The 18,251-nt window shown below is 73.5% G+C and carries 11 protein-coding genes; 7 read left to right on the plus strand and 4 right to left on the minus strand.

Annotated elements, in window-relative coordinates:
* Positions 1-6: 6 nt before the first annotated feature.
* Positions 7-1,491 carry an L-arabinose isomerase gene (gene araA / locus BC793_RS01175; protein WP_109588648.1) on the minus strand — a complete coding sequence of 495 codons (1,485 nt, stop codon included), beginning with the start codon at positions 1,489-1,491 and terminating at the stop codon, positions 7-9.
* Between the two features lie 338 nt (positions 1,492-1,829).
* The gene (locus BC793_RS01180; RefSeq protein ID WP_109589065.1) at positions 1,830-2,813 is read right to left on the minus strand and encodes a LacI family DNA-binding transcriptional regulator; all 984 of its coding nucleotides are present in this window, start codon (positions 2,811-2,813) and stop codon (positions 1,830-1,832) included.
* A 283-nt stretch (positions 2,814-3,096) separates the two neighbouring features.
* On the opposite strand from BC793_RS01180, the gene BC793_RS01185 reads away from it, so the two are divergent.
* The 6 genes from BC793_RS01185 to BC793_RS01210 are packed head-to-tail and all read left to right on the plus strand — an operon-like array spanning position 3,097 to position 8,669.
* Positions 3,097-4,485 carry a DUF2252 domain-containing protein gene (locus BC793_RS01185; RefSeq protein ID WP_239169800.1) on the plus strand — a complete coding sequence of 463 codons (1,389 nt, stop codon included), beginning with the start codon at positions 3,097-3,099 and terminating at the stop codon, positions 4,483-4,485.
* A gap of 36 nt (positions 4,486-4,521) precedes the next feature.
* A complete protein-coding gene (locus BC793_RS01190) occupies positions 4,522-4,929 on the plus strand; it encodes a PPOX class F420-dependent oxidoreductase (protein ID WP_109588650.1) in 408 nt (135 codons plus the stop codon).
* 4 nt (positions 4,930-4,933) lie between these two features.
* On the plus strand, positions 4,934-5,878 hold the full coding sequence (locus tag BC793_RS01195) for a pirin family protein (protein ID WP_109588651.1): 945 nt from the start codon (positions 4,934-4,936) through the stop codon (positions 5,876-5,878).
* Between the two features lie 43 nt (positions 5,879-5,921).
* Positions 5,922-6,440: a DUF6292 family protein gene (locus BC793_RS01200; protein WP_109588652.1), complete on the plus strand. Its 519-nt coding sequence runs from the start codon at positions 5,922-5,924 to the stop codon at positions 6,438-6,440.
* 28 nt (positions 6,441-6,468) lie between these two features.
* Positions 6,469-6,894: a hypothetical protein gene (locus BC793_RS01205; protein ID WP_239169799.1), complete on the plus strand. Its 426-nt coding sequence runs from the start codon at positions 6,469-6,471 to the stop codon at positions 6,892-6,894.
* A gap of 44 nt (positions 6,895-6,938) precedes the next feature.
* Positions 6,939-8,669 (plus strand): FG-GAP-like repeat-containing protein, encoded by a 1,731-nt coding sequence (locus BC793_RS01210; protein ID WP_109588653.1) that lies wholly within the window; start codon positions 6,939-6,941, stop codon positions 8,667-8,669.
* A 1,440-nt stretch (positions 8,670-10,109) separates the two neighbouring features.
* Here BC793_RS01210 and BC793_RS48675 read toward each other — a convergent pair.
* The gene (locus tag BC793_RS48675) at positions 10,110-11,915 is read right to left on the minus strand and encodes a hypothetical protein (RefSeq protein ID WP_146246151.1); all 1,806 of its coding nucleotides are present in this window, start codon (positions 11,913-11,915) and stop codon (positions 10,110-10,112) included.
* A gap of 3,348 nt (positions 11,916-15,263) precedes the next feature.
* On the opposite strand from BC793_RS48675, the gene BC793_RS01225 reads away from it, so the two are divergent.
* On the plus strand, positions 15,264-17,192 hold the full coding sequence (locus BC793_RS01225) for a hypothetical protein (protein ID WP_146246152.1): 1,929 nt from the start codon (positions 15,264-15,266) through the stop codon (positions 17,190-17,192).
* A gap of 3 nt (positions 17,193-17,195) precedes the next feature.
* Here BC793_RS01225 and BC793_RS01230 read toward each other — a convergent pair whose 3' ends face one another.
* Positions 17,196-18,227, minus strand: coding sequence for a GGDEF domain-containing protein (locus BC793_RS01230; RefSeq protein WP_109588656.1), 1,032 nt, complete (start codon positions 18,225-18,227; stop codon positions 17,196-17,198).
* Between the last annotated feature and the right edge of the window lie 24 nt (positions 18,228-18,251).

Consider the following 18,251-nt stretch of genomic DNA (forward strand, 5'->3'; position numbering starts at 1 on the left):
CGGGTGTTACAGGGGGCGGGCCAGGCGGAAGTACGCCTGGTTCCAGCGCACCCGGTCAGAGAAATCGGCCGGTGTGGTGCGCTCATCGATCAGTAGAAGTTCCGTCTGTGCCATCTCGGCGAAGTCTCGCAGTGTCTCCGCGCCGACCGCCTGGGTGAGCACCGTGTGGTGCGGGCCGCCGGCGGTGATCCAGCATTCGGCGGAGGTGGACAGCGACGGTGCGGGTTTCCACACCGCGCGGGCCACGGGCAGGTTCGGCAGCGGCTCGTCCGGCGGGATCACCTCGATCTCGTTCGCGACCAGGCGGAACCGGTCTCCCATGTCGGCCATGCCCATGACCACCGCCGGGCCGGGGGCCGCGTCGAAGACCAGGCGCACGGGGTCCTCCCGGCCACCGATCCCCAGCGGGTGGATCTCGGCGCGCGGCTTGGCCGACGCGATGGACGGGCAGACCTCGAGCATGTGCGCGCCGAGGATCTTAGGCTCACCCGGACCGAAGTGGTAGGTGTAATCCTCCATGAATGAGGTGCCGCGTCCGGTTCCGGCGCCCATGGCTTTCACGGTGGCCACGAGCACCGAGGTCTTCCAGTCACCCTCGCCACCGAAGCCGTAACCGTCCGCCATCAGACGCTGGACGGCGAGTCCCGGTAGCTGCCGCAGACCACCGAGGTCCTCGAAGTTGGTCGTGAACGCGCCGAAGCCGCCGTCGGTCAGGAACCGCCGCAGGCCGGCCTCGATGCGGGCGGCGTAGCGGAACGCGTCGAGCCGGTCCCCGAGCAGTTCGGGGGCGATCTCGAAGACGTCGCGGTACTCGGCGATCAGCTTGTCGATCTCGGCGTCGGGAACCTGGTCCACGACGGCCACGAGGTCGTTCACCCCGTACGTGTTGACCGAGACGCCGAACCGCAGCTCGGCCTCGACCTTGTCGCCTTCGGTGACCGCGACGTCGCGCATGTTGTCGCCGAAGCGCGCCACCCGCAGGCTGCGCAGGTGCTGCAGGCCGATCGCGGCCCGGGACCAGGCGTCGATCCGCTTCACCACCGTCGGGTCGGCGACGTGCCCGGCGACCACCTTGCGCGGCACGCCGAGGCGGGCCTGGATGTACCCGAACTCCCGGTCGCCGTGGGCGGCCTGGTTGAGGTTCATAAAGTCCATGTCGATGGTCGCCCACGGCAGGGACCGGTGGTGCTGGGTGTGCAGGTGCAGCAGCGGCTTGCGCAGCGCGTCCAGCCCGCCGATCCACATCTTGGCCGGCGAGAACGTGTGCATCCAGGCGATCACGCCGATGCAGTTCCGGTCGGCGTTGGCGTCCAGCATGACCTGCTTGATGGCCCCGGAGTCGGTGAGCACCGGTCTGCCGACGATCTCCGCGGGCAGGCCGCCGGCGGCCAGGGTCCGCTGGATCTCGGCGGACTGGTCGGCGACCTGCTGCAGAGTCTCCGGGCCGTAGAGATGCTGGCTACCGGTCAGGAACCAGATCTGCGGGTTCATCGGTTGTTCCTTTGGTCGAAGAAGTTCAGGCGCTCGCGACAGCGCGGCACACGATCGCCGGAACCGGCTCTCGCGGCGGCAGGGGCAGGCACGTCTTCATCCGGTCGCCGGGCATGAGCACGCCGGCAACCCAATGATCTTACGTCTGGAAACGGGGCCAGCGTCACCAAACGTCACGCCATACCCGGGCATGGGGTGTACCTCCGAGGGAGGGCCGGCAGGTGGCCACGACCACGATCCGGCGGGAGAACCTCAGTGTTATCGCTAACAAATAGCGTGTCAACGCCAGTCGGCAACAACGAGGTAACGGCCCATTAACGAGGGCGGAGAGTAGCCGGTCAGATGCGACGGGGTGCGCTTTCCCGCACGATCAACTGCGGCGGAACGACGATCTGGTCGGCCATCCCGGTGTAGTCCCGCATCTGGCCCAGGAGCAGGCTCAACGCCGCCCGGGCCACGTCTCCGAAGGCCTGCCGGACGGTCGTCAGCGGCGGGATGAAGTAGGCGGCCTCCGGGACGTCGTCGAAGCCGACCACGCTCACGTCGTGCGGCACCCGCCGGCCCCGCTCGTGCAGCGCCCGCAGGATGCCCAGAGCGAGGTGATCGTTCGCCGTGAAGATGGCCGTGACCTCGGGCATCCGGGCCAGCATCTGACCGGTCCGGTAACCCTCCGCGGCCGACCAGTCCGCCGACAGCAGCGGCGGCACCTCGGCACCGGCCTCCTCGAGGGTCTGCCGCCACCCCTGGATCCGGCCGGCCGAGTCGAACCAGTCGGTCGGGCCGGACACGTGCCAGACCGTCTCGTGACCGGCGTCGAGCAGATGCCGGGTCGCCGCACGCGCGCCGGCCACCTGGTCCACGGTCACCAGCGGGCGCCCGCTGGCCGGGTCGCCGTCGATGAAGACGACCGGCAGGTCCTCGGGGATCTCGGCGAGCGCCTCGGTGGCCGACGCGGTGTTGGCGATCACCACGAGGCCGGCCACCCGCTGGTCCAGGTGCCGGTCGACGACCGCGGAGATGGACGAGCGGTCCAGCTCGCGGACGCTGCCTACGCTGACCGCGAAGCCCGAGTCCGCGGCGGCCTGCTCGAACTCGCTGAGCATGGTGGCCGGGCCGAAGAGCGTGCTGTTGCGCGCTACCACACCGATCAGCTGCGACCGCCCGGTGACCAGGGCACGCGCGGCGCGGTTGGGGCGATAACCCAGCTCGGCGATGGCGGCGCGAACCCGGATCCGGGTCTGCTCCTTGACGTTGGGATGATCGTTGAGGACGCGCGAGACGGTCTGGTGGGAGACCCCGGCCAACCGGGCCACATCCGTCATCGCCGGGCTACGTGATCCCTTGTCCACTTGCGCACCTCGTCCGATCCGGTGAACCGTCTCCCACCTGGCACCGGTCCGGCGACGTCGCCTGGTGGCGGGCAGCCGGGGACCTCGCCACGGTGAAGAAAGTCCAGTTCTGATGGAGCGTAGCGGGACCCCGCACGCGCTCACAGACTCAGAAATGTTATCGATAACATCGGCTTTTCACGAGCCCCGCGCGGACGATCTTTGGTGGCACGTACGCTCGGCAACGATGGAACCGTCAGGGAACACCGGGCCGGCTGTGCTCGGCAGCTTAGCCGACGAGGGGTTCACCTCGTTACGGCGGGCTGCCGCACCCCGCGCCGAACGCTACGAGACCGGCCGGTCGCTGCGGGAACGGTCCCCCCGTTCCGACATGGCCCACTGGAAGAAGCCCGACCGCCGGCCCGACCCGGTCGCCCAGGTCGTGGCCACGCACGACGGTCGCCTGAGCCGCCTCGTCCCGGTCCGTATCGGCCGGATGATGGCCTCGCCCTACACGTTCCTGCGCGGCACCGCCGGCCTGATGGCCGACGACTTCGCCGGCCTGCCGCGCACCGGCATCACCCCGGTCATCTGCGGCGACGCCCACCTCGGCAACTTCGGCTTCTACGCCTCCCCCGAGCGGGAGCTGGTCTTCGACCTCAACGACTTCGACGAGGCCCACCCCGGCCCGTGGGAGTGGGACCTGCGCCGCCTCACGGTGAGCGTGCACGTGGCCGGCCGGGTCAACGGCTTCCGGGAGAGCTCCTGCTCCGAGGCCGTGCAGCACTGCGTCGCGTCGTACCGCGAGCAGATCGCCCATCTCGCCGAGCAACCGCTGCTCGCCCGCTCCTTCGGCCGGCTCGACGTCGAGGGCATGCGCTCGGCGACCACCCAGGCCAGCTTCCGTGAGCAGATCGAGCGCGCCGCCCGCCGCGCCCGCCGGCGCACCAGTGACCGCGCGCTGCCCCGGTTCACCGAGCGCAACGACGGCGCCATGCGCCTGGTCGAGGAGCCACCGCTGATCACCCGGCTCCCGGCGGAGGAGCGCGAGCAGCTCGCCGAGGCCCTCGACGGTTATCTGAGCACCCTCAAACCGCACTGGGCGCAGATCCTCGGTGGCTACCGGATCGTCGACATCGCGCACAAGGTGGTCGGCGTCGGCTCGGTCGGCCTGCGGGCGTACGTCGCGCTGTGCGAGGGCAGCAGCCCCGACGACGTGCTCTTCCTCCAGCTGAAGCAGGCCCGCCGCTCGGTCGTGGCGAAACACCAGCACGGCGCGCTCGCCTGGCACCGGCACCAGGGACAGCGTGTCGTGGAGTACCAGCAGGCGCTGCAGACGGTCAGCGATCCGCTGCTCGGCTGGACCACGGTCGGGGACCACCAGTATTACGTGCGCCAGTTCCGCGACATGAAGGGCGCCATCGTCGTCGATGACGTCAACGCCGGTGCGCTCGCCGACTACGCCGCCATCTGCGGATATCTGCTCGCCAAGTCGCACGCCCGGACCAGTGGAGCATCCATGATCGCCGGGTACGCCGGCAGCGGCGACAAGCTCGACGAATCCCTGGCCCGCTTCGCCCGGGCCTACGCCGACCAGGTCGAACACGACCATGAAGCCCTGGTCGCCGCGGTCCGCCGCGGCGAGCTGCCGGCCGAGCCGGCCTGACCACCCGATGACCACGACCCCCGATGAGGTACGCCCGTGAGCGGCACCGTTCCCCTCGACTCCCCCGCACTGGCCGCCTTCTGGGCCGAACGCCACCTGTGCAGCCTGACCACTCTGCGTGCCGACGGCTCACCGCACGTGGTCGCGGTCGGCGCCACCCTCGACCCGGTCGCCGGCCTGGCCCGGGTGATCACCTCCGGAACGTCCACCAAGGTCCGCAACGTGCTGCGCGGCCGGGAGCGGGTCGCGATCTGCCAGGTCGACGGCGCCCGGTGGAGCACGATCGAGGGCCTCGCGGTGATCCGGGACGACCCGGCCTCGGTCGCCGACGCCGAGCAGCGGTACGCCGCCCGTTACCGGCAGCCCCGCCCCAACCCGGCCCGGGTGGTGATCGAGGTGAAGATCACCCGGGTCCTCGGCTCCGCGTCCCTGTCGGGCTCCTGACGACATGGGCACCGCGCCGGAATTCGCCGACAGTGTGCTGCTGCCCGGTCACGACGTACCGCTCGGCCGGTACACCACGGTCCGCCGGCTGCTGCCGCACCGGGAGCGGCGCATGATCGGCGCCTGGTGCTTCGTCGACCATTTCGGGCCCGACGACGTCAGCGGCCGCCCAGGCATGCAGGTGCCCCCACACCCGCACTCCGGCCTGCAGACGGTGACGTGGCTGGCCGAGGGTCTCGTGGAGCACCGCGACAGCCTCGGCAGCCAGCAGGTCATCGCGCCCGGGCAGCTCAACCTGATGACGTCCGGGCACGGGATCGCCCACGCCGAGCACACGCCGCCCGAGCACCCGGACGGCATGCACGGCCTCCAGCTGTGGATCGCGCTGCCCGAGGAGGCCCGGCACGGCCCGGCCCGGTTCGAGCACCACGCCGCCCTGCCCTCCCGGCAGGACGGTGACGTCACGGTGACGGTGGTGATCGGCGGGTTCGGCGACATGCGGTCGCCGGCCGGCGTGCACTCGCCGCTGCTCGGGGCCGAGCTGGTCCATCGGGCGGCGACGGCGTACACCCTCGACCTGGACCCGGCCTTCGAACACGGCGTGCTGGTGATGTCCGGCGGGGCCACGGTCGCGGGCACGCCGCTGTCACCGGGATCGCTGCTCTACGTCGGCGGCGGCCGCGACCGTCTCGACATCGCGGTCACCGGACCGGCCCGGCTGTTCCTGCTGGGCGGGGAACCGTTCGACGAGCCGCTGGTCATGTGGTGGAACTTCGTCGGCCGCAGCCACGACGACATCGTCCGCGCGCGGGCGCAGTGGATGGCCGGGGAACCCTACGGCACCGAGAGGTTCGGCATCGTCGACGGTTGCGACGCCGGTCCCCTTCCGGCTCCCGAGCTTCCTTCGGTACGGCTGAAGGCGCGCGACCGGCACGGCCACACGCACTGACCCGACGCTTCACATTCCCGCCGCCGGCCGTCATGATCACCCGATGACGCCCGACGGTGACGCGGCCGTGGACGGCACCCGCTCGGCGCACAGCGGCTACCTCAGGGCGGTCGCCGCCGCGCTGGAGGCCGCCGGGGTACCGGTCGCGGACTGGCGGGCCGACAGCGGCTCACCCCGTGACGGGTGGATCCCGTTCGACCTGGCCCGGCAGGTGCGACTGCACGGACGGCCGGTGTGGGACCACGACGAGGCCGGAGCCGGCTGGTCCGAGGAGCGCGGCTGGTACCTGCTCACCGTGGACGATCCGGCGGGACGCGGTGTGCGTACCGTCGAGGCTCTCGCCGTGCCGATGATCGCCGCGCCGGGCGCGGTGGCCCGGGCGATCGCCTCCCTCGCCGGTCTCTGCGCACCCGGCGGGCCGCGCGCCGAAGCCGGCGCCGACTTCCCCGGGCATCGCGCCGGGGTGCCCGATCCCGCGTTCGAGGCGGCGCTGCTGCGCTATTCGGCGAGTCGCACAAAGTCCGTTGACGGGCCGCCGGGCGCGGCGGAAGGTCGAGGGTAGACCGACCGAGACACCGGCGGAGGGAACCGTGACACTCCTCGACGCCAGCCGCGTCATCCTGATCCTCGCCGCGCCGGGCGCGGTGGTCGCCGGATGCCGCTATCTGCCGCGGTGGTGCGCCGCCCTGGCCGGGCGCCGCCGCCCGCCGCCCGCGCCCTACGGCCCGCCGATCGAACAGCTCGCCGCCGACCTGCGCCGGCTGCTGCACCTGCACGGCCGGCTCGCCGAATCGGCACACTCGGCGTTCTGCGCCCACCGGCTGTGGGCGGTCGAGGCCGCCATCGGCACGCGTGCCGTCGAGGCGGCCACCGCGCTGGGGGTGCCGCACCCCCACCCGGACCGCGCCGCCACGCTGACCCGCACCCAGCTGTCCGCCCTGCTCACCGCCCTGGCCCGGGCCGGCCTGGTGCTGCCCGCCCGGGTCGGCGGCTTCACCACCGACGGCCGCCTGTGACGCCCGCCCCCACAGCGCATCGAACATGATCGAAAATCGGCGTCATGAGAAATCTGCTCCGCGCCGTCATCGCGCTGGCCATCACGGCCGTCGCCCTGACGGTGCTCCCCCGGCCGGCGTCCGCCGCGGCCGAGCCACCACGGTTACGCGTGATCAGCTGGAACATCTGCGGTGAGGCCGGCGGTGCTCCGGGCAGCGGCGCCTACTGTCCGTTCCGCAACTCGCCGCAGTCCAAGATCGACGAGATCGCCCGGCTCACGGCCGAGAACGACGCGAACGTACTGCTGCTCCAGGAGATCTGCGGCGGCGCCGACGGCAGCCACACGGCACTGCTCGCGGCGGCACTCGGCCCGGACTGGTCGATCCGGCACGCCGTGGCGAGACGGCCCGACGGGCGCAGCGACTGCCGGGACCCGCTCACCGGCGAACTGGGCGCGGCGATCGCGGTCAAAGCGGAGGTGACCGCGACGACGGACGTGCCCACCGTGCCGGAGGGCACCTACAACCAACAGCAACTGCCCCTGCTGTGCGTACGGACCGCGCAGTGGACCACACGCATCTGCACCGTCCACATCCTCGCCGCCGCCGACGACCCCCGGCGGCAGGCGCAACTCGACACCGTCCGGGACCTGGTCTGGCCGGACCGGCACGACGTCGTGCTGGGCGGCGACTTCAACCACTTCCCCACCTCGGCGGCGCTCCAGCCGATCGCCACCGCGTTCGACGAGTGCGACCGGCGGTCCTACGGCAGCGGTGACGTCGTCAACGAGACGACCCATCTCGCCTGGACGGCGGCGCAGGAACAGAACTGGAGCAAACGCGACCACATCTTCGCGTCGCTCCCCGGCAGCGGCACGCTGTTCAGCCGGTGCGACGCCGACCAGTCGCGGGTGGACACCAGCTGGTACGGGGTCGGCGGATCCCACGGGTGGTCGGACCACGCGCCGCTGATCGCGCACCTGCGTACCCGTACCCCGCAAGCGCCGGCCACCGCCGGTGACCTGACCGCCGACGGCCACCCCGACCTGGTCGCCGTCGACGCGGCCGGACAGCTGCGCCTCTATGCCGGAGTGGGTGACGGACGGGTCGTCTGGCCGTACGGCGTCATCGGTACCGGCGGCTGGTCCGGGGCGGTGATCAGTCACCGGGGCGATCTCACCGGCGACGGCACCGAGGACCTGCTGGCCCGCATCGGCGACCAGTTGTGGGTCTACCCCAACCGCGGGTACGGCCGGCTCGGCGAACGGGTCGCGGTCGGCGGGACCGGCGGCTGGGCCGGCGTCAGCCAGGTCCTGTCGGTCGGCGACGTCACCGGCGACGGGCTGCCCGACGTGGCCGCCGTCCGCGGTGACCAGCTGTACCTCTACCCCGGGGATCCGGCGAACCGGCCGGGGCTGCTGCCCGGCCGGGTGATCGGGCGGTCCGGCTGGACACCGATGACCCTCACCGCGCCCGGCGACGCCGACCGGGACGGACGACCCGACCTTCTGGTACGCGCCACCACCACCGGGATCCTGTACCTCTACCGGGGGCAGGCCGACGGGTCCTTCCACGACCGCAGCGTCTACGGCACCGGGGGCTGGACGCCGGGCAACCGGCCGCTGCTGGCCGCCGGGGACGCCGACGGCAACGGGATCGCCGACCTGTGGGCGACCGCGGGTGACGGGACGTTGCAGTTCTACGCCGGCGGCACCGACAGCTCGGGGAACCCGGTCGACGGGGAGCGTACCCAGGTCGGCGAGGGTGGCTGGGCGGGCATCGCCGCGATCGGCTGATCGGTGATGGGAGGACGGCGACGGAATGACTGGATTCCGCCGCCGCCTCCGTCCCGGCCCGCTGACCCGGGACTCGCACCGCGAGGGATTCGAGGGGGCTCCTCCCCGCGGGTGCTCCGGGGCACGATGCGGCCACCCTGCTGGGGGTGGGTGGCCGCCGGGCCGGGTGGCTGTCCGGCTCGTCCGGGGGAGCCCTTCGGCTCGCCCGGGAAGGACAGCGGCGGAAGATGGGCTCCCGCCGCTGCCTCCCGCCCCGGCCCCACGCCGTGAACCGCCGACCGCGAGAAGACGAGGGGGCGCCGTCTCAGCGGAACGTCTCGGGCGTGATGCGGCCGCCATGAAACCGGGGGGCGGCGGCCGTGGACCGGGAAGTCGGGACCGCAGTGAACCCGCCGGGACTTCCTCGACCGCGGCGGGGTGCGTATCCACCGTGACAGATCACCGGTCCATGATCCGCGAACACGGAGCGTGTCCTTCACCACCCGCGAGACACCGTCCGGTCCCCCGCGACCCGATACACCCCGTCACCTGTTCAGGGTCACCCGCTAGTCCTTGGTTCTCCTGAAGGAGAGCTTAAAAAGTCCTTAAGTCGACACCGGGCCCGTCACCTGGCGACGGTGAGATCCGTTGATCGGGGCAGCACCCGACCCCCCGTCGGCGCCCCCTCCGGAACGCTGTCATAGTGACTGCTCAACCCGTTGAACCGGGGCCGCCCGCAGGACGTATACCCCGTTGATCGCGCACCATCGGCGGGCTGCGGCGCCGATGCGGTCGACGCTCGCGGGCCGGCCGCGAGGCCGGTGACGGGGACCCGCAGGGCGGTGGCGCACTGCGCAAATCCGTGGTTAACCTTCCACATCCACCACGTGGCAGGTTTTGATCGCGGGACGCAGGGGGCGGCACCGGGGTGCGGAGGTGGTACAGGGTGAGGACGGTGGCACGGATGCGGCGTCGGGGCGTTGGGTCCTTCCCCAGCCGATTCGGGGCCGCGTCATGAGCTTCGAAGACGACGAGTACTGGGCGGACGAGTACGACGAGTACTCCTTCATGCCCAGTTCCGCGGTCAAACAGGAGAAGCACTACAGCAAACGCACCGCTCCCGACCCGGTCATGCCGACCCGCCGCCGCGGGGGCGAGGCCGACGACGGCACCGTGCGCCAGAAGGCCGCCTTCGACGCCGAACGGCCCAGCTGGCTCGACGACCCCGACTTCGAGCCCATCGACACGTCCGTCGACAACCTCGTCGGCGACGACTTCGCCGACGTCGACTTCAACCGCCCCGAACTCGGCGTCGACTTTGACAAACCCGACTTCCCGATCGTCGACCCCGCGGCGCGCCCGGAACTGCGGCGTGGTTCCGCCGACCGGCGCCGCGGCGGAGACAACCGCTATGAGGGTACGACCGACCCGCGCCGCGACGACGACCGCGGATACGGGCCGTCACCCCGCTACCGGGACGAGGCCCCGGGACGCCGTGATGAGCGCGGGGACCGCCGCGACGGCGGCGACGGGCGGGTCGACGACCTCGGGCGCCGCGACCGTGGACGGGACGAGCGCCGCGACGCCGGGCCCGCACGGCGCGATGAGGTGGACGGGCGCTGGGACGACCGCGATCGGCGCGGTGCCGGGCGTGATACCCGCGGTGAGCTGCGCGATCCCCGCGGGCTGCATGAGGCCCGTGACCCGCGCGATCCCCGCGACCCTCGCGACCTCCGTGAGCCCCGCGGTGTCCGTGATGGACGCGAACTGCTCGAGCCCGCCGACCCCCGCGGTGTCCGCGATCCTCGTGCCGGCCGCGATGCCGGTGACCTGCGTGAGCCGGCCGACGCCCGTGATGTCCGGGAACCGCGTGATGGTCGCGACCCGCGGGATTCTCGCGGGTTGCGGGATCCCCGTGAGCCCCGCGTCGACCCGCGCGACCCGCTCGGTGATCTCCGCGATCCGCGCGACTCCCGTGGTGACGTCCGGGATGCCCGTGAGCCCCGCGGTGATGTGCGCGATCCCGGTGGTGTCCGTGACGGCCGCGACCGGCGCGGTGGCGCCCTGGATCCGCGCGGTGGCGCCCTGGACCCGCGCGGTGGTCCCCTCGACCCGCGGGCTGACGTCCGCGACACCCGCGGTGACATCCGTGATGCCCGGGGTGACGTCCGTGATACCCGCGGTGACATTCTTGACCCGCGTAGCGACCTTCGTGATGCGCGGGACCAGCGCGGTGACCTGCGCGGCCCGCGTGACGATGGCCGTGGCGCGCGTGACGATCTTCGCGCGGCGCCCGGTGCGGGTCGCGATGGCCGTGATCCGATGGTGGCCGGCGACGACCGCCGGGATCCGCGCGACGAACGCCGGAGCCGCGCCCACCGGGCGATGGAGATCCGCGCCGACGAGATGTGGGACGACGACGGCCGCATCGAACCCGAGGACGACCGTCCCGCCGTCGGCCGCACCATCGAGTTGGGCGCCGACGAATACTGGGAGGAGCCCAGCCGCTCCCGCGACGGCGACGACCGGCGGCGACCGGCACGTCCCGGCGGTGAACGTGCCCGCGCGGGTGAAGTGTGGGAGGACGACGACTTCGGGCCGATCCGGCCACCCGGCGGACGCCGGTCGCGACGCGACGAGGACGTCCGGCAGTCCGGGCCGATCCGCCGCGACGACCATGTGGTCACCGGGCGTGCGCAGGTCCCCGTTCCGGGTTCCGAGCGCGCCGACAGCCCGGTGGGTGACGAGTCCTACGATCGCTACCGTCCGGAGGGCGACCCCCGGCTGGAGGGCGACCCCCGCCGGGAGAACGACCCCCGCCTGGTGGGCGACCCTCGCCGGGAGAGCGACCCCCGCCTGGTGGGCGACCCTCGCCGAGAGGCCGACCTCCGCCGGGACACAGCGCTGCCAGCGGCGGCGGACTCCCGCACCCCGGCCGAGCCGGGAACCGGCGACCAGGCCGAACACCGCCCCACCGCGGCCGGCGCGTGGGCCGACGACTTCACCGTTCTCAGCGGTGACGCGACCGCCTCCCGTCCGGAACGCGACGTCGCCGCGGGCGACGACCCGCGCCGTTCCGACCCCGCGAGCACCGGCGACGACGTCCAGGCGGGCGGACTCCCCGGCCGCGTGGAGCCCGCCGACGGCCGTGCCGTTCCACGCCAGGCCGAGGCCGGATCTGGCAGCGCCGCCGAGCGACCCGGCACGACCGCACCGCTGCCCGGAACCACGGCCGGGAACGGCAGCACCGGCATGGCGGCGCCCCACCCGGAGACCGGACGCGGGAGCGCCGGTACGCCCGCACCGCAATCCGGCACCACGACCGGTCAGACCGGCCGTGGCAGCGCCGGCGACCACTCCGGCACGGCGGCAGTCCACCCTGGAACCACAACCGGACGCGGCAGCGCCGCCGACCACTCCGGCACGGCAGCGCCCCATCCTGGAACCGCAACCGGACGCGGCAGCGCCGCCGACCGACCCGGCACGGCAGCGCCCCACCCGGAGACCGGACGCGGGAGCGCCGGTACGCCCGCCACGACCGGTCAGACCGGACGTGGCAGCGCCGGAACGGCGGGCCCGGAACGTTCCGGGCCACCGGTGGTGGGTCGGGACCTCGGTGAGTACCGCACCGGCGGGTCCGCCACCGCGCCGGTAGGGCACGAGTCGGAATCCGGAGCGCAGCAGGGCCAGGGCGAGTGGCTGGCGCAGGCTCAGGGCCAGGGTGACTGGCCCGCACAGGCTCAGGGCCAAGGTGAATGGCCCGCACAGGCTCAGGGAGCGGCGAGCGGCTGGGGCGGGTCGTCCGGTCCGGTGGATCGTGGTGTTCCGGGTCCGGCGATGGCGCCAGGAGCGACCGGGCAGCCTTCTTCCGGTCCTGGGGACGCCGACGGTACCGGGCGGGACTCTTCCGGCAAGGCCGACAAGAAAGGGTCTGAGCGGCGCGGGGGCTGGCGATCGGCGGTCGCGCGGCTCGTCCCCGGTCAGCGCGGCGGAGCGGAGACGCCCACTGAGTCGACCGTGGATCCCAATGGTCGGGACGGAACTGGTTCCGGCGCCGGCCGCGGCACGGGTGCGGAGTCGGTTCAGAATCCGGGTATCGGGAACGAGCAGGGGCCCAGTGCACCGGGTGAGAATGCGGACGGTGGACCTCGGGTGGTTCGGCGGGCTGAGCCTCCCGTACCGCCGAGGGTTGTCAACACGGCCACCCCGCCGCCCGCACCCCGCGTGATCAAGGCTGACCCGCCGGTGACGCCGCGTGTCGTCGCCGCACCGGCGCCGGTTGCGCCGGCACGGGTGATCGGTCCGAACGGACCGCAACCGGGCGGCGAATCGGCACGCCCGGACGGGACTGCGGCCCCGACAAGCGGCGCGGGCGCCGACGCGTCGTCCGGGAACGGCATGGCCGGTGGCGTTCCCGGCGCCCCTGGCACAGAGGGCGGCCGGCCGTTCGGTCGTGACAGCGCCATGGCGGCACCCCCCGCGGGTGTCCCGGTGGCGGCACCCGGACAGCACGCTGCCGGCTCGGGGTCCGGCCAGGGCGTTCCCGGCCAGATGCCCGGCCAGGGCATGCCCGGGACGGTGCCTGGGCAGGGCGCGGCACCTGGATACGGGAATGTGGATCCGGCGGCCGGTTCCGCCGATGCCCGATGGGGTGGGCCCGGCGGACGTCCCGATGTCACCGGCGGCTTCGACCGGCCGACCACACTCGACGACAATCGATGGGGCGGAACCGGCGGACGCCCCGACGTCACGGGCGGCTTCGACCGGCCTGCCACTGCCGAAGACAACCGATGGGGCGGAACCGGCGGACGCCCGGATGCGACCGGCGGCTTCAACCGACCCACCGCCCCCGGCGACACACCATGGGGCGGAACCGGCGGACGACCCGACGCCACCGGCGGCTTCGACCGACCCACCGCCCCGGGCGACACACGATGGGGCGGAACCGGCGGACGACCCGACGCCACCGGCGGCTTCGACCGGCCTGCCACTGCCGAAGACAACCGATGGGGCGGAACAGGCGGACGCCCGGATGCGACCGGCGGCTTCGACCGACCCACCGCCCCCGGCGACACACGATGGGGCGGAACCGGCGGACGACCCGACGCCACCGGCGGCTTCGACCGACCCACCGCCCCCGGCGACACACGATGGGGCGGAACCGGCGGACGACCCGATGTGACCGGGGGCTTTGAGCGTTCGGATGTTCCGCAGCAGCGGGCGCGGCGAACGCCTCGGACCGCACACGTGTTCCTCTCCGAAGGGGACGGGCCGTGGGCCATGGTCGCGGACGGGGCTCAGCCGGCTCCCGGTGCTCCGCCGGTCTCGCCGTCCGCTCCCGGGGACGTCACCGTGGGGACGGCCGGTCAGGCCACGCCTGGCTCGGCATGGCCGCCGGCGGTCCGGCCGCAGACGGCTGGGGGCGATGCCGGTCACCTCGGGAACCCGGTTCAGGGTGGGAACCCGGCCCCGGCCGGTCATCCGTCGGCTGTGGCGGCCTGGCCGCCCGCGACCCGGACCGCTCCGGATGGGCAGGTTGCCGGGGCCCCCTCGGCCACGCCGCAGTCCGGGCCCGGCGCCCCGCATCCCGCTACCGGCGGCCCGCATCCCGCTGCCGGTCAGCCGCAGCCGAATGCGGGTCTGCCGCCGTCAGCTGCCGGTCTTCCGTATCCCGGTGCTGATCTCGCGCATCCCGGTGGCGGTCTTCCGCATCCCGGTGCCGGTCTTCCGCAATCCGCACCCAGGGTTTCGCAGCCTGCACCCGGTTCGCCGGAGGCTGCCCGGCTCTCGGGGCCGGGACAGGCACCGGCCGTCCAGCCGACTGGTCAGCCGCAGGGGACGGGTCCCGCTCGGCCCGGCGATCAACGGCAGGGATTCGCGGGTTCGGACGAGGTCACCCGGAACGGCGGCCCGCAAGCGGGTGGGGCATGGAACGGGCAGGCGGCCGATGGTGTCGTTCCCCGTTCGGCGCCGCCCGCCGGCCCGCAGCCGGCTCCCGCGAACGGGTGGAACAGCACCACGCCGCGATCGGCGCCGCCTGCGCAGAATCCCGGTGGCATGGGGTCCTCGTGGAACGGCTTCGGGCAACAAGGGGCCGCCGGAACCGGTGGGGCACCCCTGCCGGGCGGCGCGTGGGACGGGGCACCGGCAGGACAGGCGCCCGGCGGCAGTGCGCCGCGGTCGGCTCCGCCCGCCACCGGCACTGACGGTGCGCACGGAGTCGGCACGGACTCGCGGAACGGTTTCGGCACGCAGCAAACCCCCGGCGGGCGCAACACCGCCCCGGCACCGGACGGACGGCAGCCGGGTGGTCCGGCCGCGCCGGCACCCGCCTCCGTGCCGAACGGACAGCGACCCGGAACCCCGGTGTCACCGGCGGCCTCCGGATGGAACGCGGTCACACCGGGCGCACCGGCACCAGCCTCCGCGCCCGACGGACAGCGGCCGGAAGCCCCGGTCTCACCGGCGACCTCCGGATGGAACGCGGCCACACCGGGCTCCACGCCGGACGGGCAGCGGCCGGGGACTCCGGTGTCACCGGCGGCCGCCGGATGGAACGCGGCCACACCCGTCTCGCCGGCACCCGCTTCCGACGGGCAGCGGCGGGGGGCTCCGGTGTCGCCGGCGGCGGGCTCCGGATGGGACGCGGCCACGCCGGTCTCACCGGCACCCGTCTCCGCCTCTGCGGCCGACGGGCGCCGGACGGAGGCTCCGGTCTCCCCCGCACCCGACGGGCAGCGGCTCGGGACTCCGGCGGCGGGCTCCGGATGGGACGGGGTCTCGCCGGCGCCGGTGTCCGCGGGTGAGAGCGGTCAGACCCTGCAGAACGGGACCACGCCGGTCTCCGGGGCGCCCGCGGTGGCGACGCCGGGCGACGGATGGCAGGCGGCCACCGGTGCGCGGCCCACGGTGGCGCTGCCGCAGCCCGGCGTGCGGCCGGGATCAGGGGCGCCGAGCGGGGCCGGGCGGGAGAAGATCGGGTTCCCGCTGAGCCGGCCGGGGCAGGCTGAGGTGGACCGGCCGTACATGGATGCGGACGGGTCTCTGCACAACCTGCGGCCGATCGGGCGTTTGGAGACGTCGGGGCCGGACACCGAGCCGCGGCGGTACGCGGACACGGCGTTCGGTGGCGGATGGTTCGTCTCGAAGGCCGGTGCGAAGCCCGCCGGGGACCGTGCGGCTGCGGGCACGGGGCCGGACGGTGCCGAGGCTACGGTGACGGGCCCCGCTGCGGGAACCGGAACGGGCTCGGCTGCGGACACGGGGACGGGCTCGGCTGCGGGCGCCGACGGCGGGGATACCGCGGGATCACCGGACGGCACGGTCACGAGCGGTACGCACGCGGCCGCGGAACCAGGTGTGGGCGCCGACGGCGGGTTCGGAACGACGACGGGATCCGAGGGCGGCACCACGGGCAGCGCCGGACGGCACGCCTCAAAGGCCGACACCGACGTGGCCCCGTCGCACGGCGGCACCGGCACGGACGGGACCGGCAGCGGTAGCCCGGCCGACGGCAGGGGAACCGCCGACGGGACCGGCAACGAGACCAGCGACCGTAGCGGAACCGGCAACGGCAACGAGACCGGCGACGGGAACGGACCCGGTGACGGCAATGCGACTGGCGACGCGAACGGGACTGGCCAGGGCCCCGAGACCGCCAACGGCAACGGGGTCGGCGACGGCGGGGAGAACGGCAGCGGAACGAGAACCGCCGGGGAGGCCCGGCACCAGGCGCCGGACGCCGGACAGCGGAGCGCCGAGTGGGCCGGAAACGGCGCGGCGAAGGCCGGTGGGGCCGGGAGACCGGCACCGGCCGCCGTGCCGATAGGGCCCGAGTTGGCGCCGCATCTGCCGTTGACGGCGGCCGAACTGTCGGCGATCCGGTGGCGGCTGGACGGGGCCACCCTGCGGGAGGTGGTCGACAACCGGGACGCTCTGCGGGCGCTCGGCGAGCGGCTCGACGGGCCGCTCACCGACGAGGCGGACAACATCGTCAAGGCGGGGCTGCTGAGCGTACGCGCGGAGGTGTACCGCCTCCTCGGGGAGCTGGGTATGGCCGCCGCGGCGAGCCGGCTGGCGCTGGCGCACGCCGAGTCGGCGCACGACCTCCAGTCGATGGTGATCGCGCAGGCGGAGCTGGCGCACGTGCTGCGGCTGCGGGGTGACTACATGGAGGCGGACCGGCTGTTCCAGAAGGCCGTCGAGGCGGAGGTGTCGCCGGCGGTGCGCAGTGTCGTGCACGAGAACGCCGGGCGTAGCTGCTTCGACCAGGGGCGGCACATGGAGGCGCTGGACCACTTCGCGCGGGCGATCCGGCTGGGTGCCGCGGAGGACACCGATCTGGTGGAGCGCATCGGCGTGTGCCTGGAGGCCGTCTACATCCATGTGCTGCGGGACGGCTGGGGTCCGTACCCCCGCAGGTCTCCGGAGATCCTGACCCCGCTGGGCGGGAGGCCGGCCGCCGACGGTGACCAGGGGCCGGTGGTGGCCGACGCGTTCACGGAGACGACGGCGGAGCAGCCCGTGGTGCGGCCGCAGCGGTAGCGGTCAGGCGGTGGCGGGGAGCGGGCCGGCCGGCTGGGCCATCATGCTGCGCCCGCGGCCGCCCTCCTTCGCCCGGTAGAGGGCAGCGTCGGCGACCCTCTGGAGTTCGTCGGCGCCGACGGCGTGGTCGGGGACGACGGCGATGCCGATGCTGAGGCTCGGCGGGCCGGACGGCAGGCCGGTGGCGGCGGCGACGCGGGCGCGGGCGAGTTCGGTGAAACGGACGGCCGCGTAGGGGGCGGCCTGGAGGAGGACGGCGAACTCGTCGCCGCCGAGGCGGGCGACCATGTGCCGGCGGTCCTCGGCGGCGTCGCGGAGGGCGTCGGCGACGGTACGCAGGGCGAGGTCCCCGACCGCATGTCCCCAGGTGTCGTTGATCCTCTTGAAGTGGTCGACGTCGATCATGACGAGGGCGAGCGGATCGTCGGGGCCGGCGACGGCGACGGCGTGGCTGATCTCGGCGTCGAAGGCGCGGCGGTTCGCGGCGCCGGTGAGGGAGTCGGAGGTGGCCTGGGCCTCCAGGACGCCGCGCAGCCGGTCGTTGCGTTCGCGTAGGCCGACGACGACGACGGCGGTCATCGACATGGCCACGGTGATCGCGATCCAGTCGAGGAGTGCCTGGCCACCCTCCTGGAACTGGAACGCGGTGAGGGCGTGCCCGGCGGAGATCTGCACGACGGTGAGGGTGATGATCCGGCGGTTGAGGAACATCGCGGCATAGAGCAGCGGCCACAGGTAGAACAGCTGGGGTCCCAGGGTGGCGTCCCGGGTGGCGACGTTGAGCGCCGAGATCACGCCCGCGCCGAGGAACGGCATGAGCGGCCAGAACAGCCGGGGCATGGTCTCCGGGCGGCGCAGGCAGATCAGGCCGACGATGAAGAGCACGATCGATGTGAGGGCGAGGGCGACGACTTCGGGCAGCGGGTTGCCGAGCTTCATCAGGACGCCGGTGACGAAGTTGTAGGGTCCGGCGGCCAGCATCAGGTAGGCGACGGCACGGGCGGCGCCGTGCATGTCGCGCAACTGATGGGCCAAGGCGTTCTCCTCCGGGTCCGGTCC

The sequence above is a fragment of the Actinoplanes xinjiangensis genome, from assembly GCF_003148685.1.
Taxonomy (GTDB): domain Bacteria; phylum Actinomycetota; class Actinomycetes; order Mycobacteriales; family Micromonosporaceae; genus Actinoplanes; species Actinoplanes xinjiangensis.